Below are 2,434 nucleotides of genomic sequence, written 5' to 3' on the forward strand. Positions count from 1 at the left end.
CCCGACGCCGACCCCCACGCCGACGCCGAGCCCCTCGCCGTCGCCGACCCGGGACACGGTTGCTCCCACGGTGAACATCGTCTCGCCGGCTTCGGGATCGACCATCTCGGGTACCGGGACGATCGTCGTGCGTGCGACCGACAACGTCGGCGTCACGGGCGTCACGCTCTGGTCGGGACCGAACAAGCTCGGCAACCTGACTAAGCAGGCCAATGGCGACTGGTCGATGTCGATGTCCACGAAGAAGTACCCCAACGGTCTGTACGTGCTCGAGGCGCGGGCGACAGACGCCGCCAAGAACACCGGGTACAGCCCGACGATCCAGGTGACCATCCAGAACTAGCGTTTCGCCGGATGCGGTGAGCCCGGATCGCTCACAAGGAAACGCCCCCACGTACGACGCGTGGGGGCGTCTCCTTGTGGCGGAACGGATCGCGACAACTCTCGTGAGGACAGTTCGCCTCTTCGGCGCAACGGCCCGTGCGAGAAGAACCCCATGGTCAGCTGTTCGGTGATCCGACAACTCTCATGAGGCCGTGAGGGGGAACCGCGACCGCGTTCCGGTCAGGCGGAAGTGTGGGATGCGTCGACCGAGTCGCTCGACGACGCGCGCTCGGCGTGTGCCCGCGCCTCCCGCTGTTCGCGAAGCGCCCGACGGGTGAGAGGCTGCTCCCGCTGCTCGCGAAGCTCCCGGCGGGTCAGCGGAGGCTGCTCGGCCGGATCGTCCCACGACGGCCGCGGGCTCGCGTCAGCGTCGTCACGCTCACCGACCTTCAGTTCCTCGACGGTCAGTTCCGCTTCGAGCACCTCATCCGCCGTGGCGGCGTCGGTGAGGAGCACCTCGCCGACCATGTCCGCCTCCTGCTCCGAGGCAGTGGGGTCGGAGTCGTCGTGCGGCGTGCCCTTCGGCTTGCGCACCTGCTTGACGAAGCCGAGGATCGTTTGGAAGTCCCGGCGATAGGCGGGGATCAGCAGGAGCGGGAGAAGGACCACCAGCCCCGCAAGGCCCCCGACGATCACTTCGAGGATCGGGAGGAGTTCGACCGAGCGGGTCGCGGCGTACGCGCTTGCGAAGGCCAGGAGTGCGAAGACGAAGGGGCGCAGCACCGGGAAGATGATGTCGGTCCCGCGGACGAACGTCTTGTGGATCGCGAACGCGAATCCGGGGACGAGCAGAACCGCCGAGATGATGCCGTAGGTCAGCGCGAGTCCGTAGATCCCGCCCCACATGATTCCGACGAAGAAGCCGAGGACGACGAGTGGCCGGGTGACGAGATCCAGCAGGAACTGCTGGTGCGAACGCCCCAGGGTGATGAAGAGCCACCCGCGTACCTTGCCGATTCCCTGGGAGATGCCGGCGATCGCGAGGATGCTGAAGATGATCGAGGCCTGATCCCATCCCGGGCCGATGAGAAGCTCGAAGAGCGCGCCGGAGATCGTCGCCAGGATCGCGTACGTCGGGAGGGTCAGATACCCGATGACCAGGAGAGCGCCGCGAATGTACCGTCGATACCTGTCGGCATCGTCCTGAAGCTTGCTCAGCACCGGCAGCGCCACGCGTCCGATCGGCCCGTTGAGCTGCTGGAGCGGCATGAGGAACAGTGCATAGGCTCGCGAGTACTGTCCGAGGACGGCCGCTCCGAGCTGGTTACCGATGATGATGGTGTCGGAGTTGCGCTCGACGTAGTTCAGCAGCTCGGCGCCGAAGATGCTGCTTCCCCTGGTCACCAGGGGAAGCACGTCGCGGTGGATTCTCGGCCACCCCGGTCGTGGTCTGAGGGCCGCCCACAGCACGACCAGGCGAGCGAGGAGGCCACCGCCGACCATCATCAGGATCGCCCAGTAGCCCCATCCGAGCAGCGCCGTCGTGATCGCCAGCGCGACACCGATGACCATCGAGTACACATCGATCTTGGCCAGGAGCCCGAACATCAGGTCCCGGGTCGCTCGCGCCTGCAACGGCATGATCAGCCCGTTGACGATGAGGCTCGGAGCGACCACCAGCGTGATCAGGATAAGGCGGTCATCCTTGTAGAGCATCGCGATGAGCGGTGCTGCCGCCGCGAGGATGCCGCCGAGGAACGTTCCGAGTGCGAGTGCGAGCCAGAACAGACTTCGCCACGCGCGCTCGCTGATCTCGCGCGCCTGGATGATCGCGCCGGTCAGACCGAAGTCTCTGACGAGGTCGGCGACTCCGGAGATCGCGGTGACCATCGCGATGAGCCCGAAGTCCTCGGGAGAGAGGAGGCGTCCGAGCAGGACGATCGCCGCCATCTGGATGATGGTCTTCGACCACATCCCGCCCATCGTCACCGCGATACCGCGCGATGCGCGGTGCGCCATGTTCGGCGGCGCGGACACGGGCGCCGCTGTCGACGGCCGCGCGCTCATCGGACTCCCGGTGTCGTCGACACCGACCGCGGACTCGGAGCGT

At 66.6% G+C, this 2,434-nt stretch carries 2 protein-coding genes; one reads left to right on the forward strand and one right to left on the reverse strand.

The genetic code is table 11. The features are described from left to right. Positions 1-343 (forward strand): Ig-like domain-containing protein (locus tag WBP48_RS02865; RefSeq protein ID WP_424435803.1); only part of this gene is annotated, 343 nt, incomplete at its 5' end. 221 nt (positions 344-564) lie between these two features. On the opposite strand, the gene WBP48_RS02870 is transcribed toward WBP48_RS02865, so the two are convergent. Beyond that, positions 565-2,434, reverse strand: a 1,870-nt coding sequence (locus WBP48_RS02870; RefSeq protein WP_424435806.1) for a lipopolysaccharide biosynthesis protein, incomplete at its 5' end; no start/stop codon positions are given.

Origin of the sequence: Microbacterium sp. (assembly GCF_049661145.1) — a bacterium.
GTDB lineage: Bacteria > Actinomycetota > Actinomycetes > Actinomycetales > Microbacteriaceae > Microbacterium.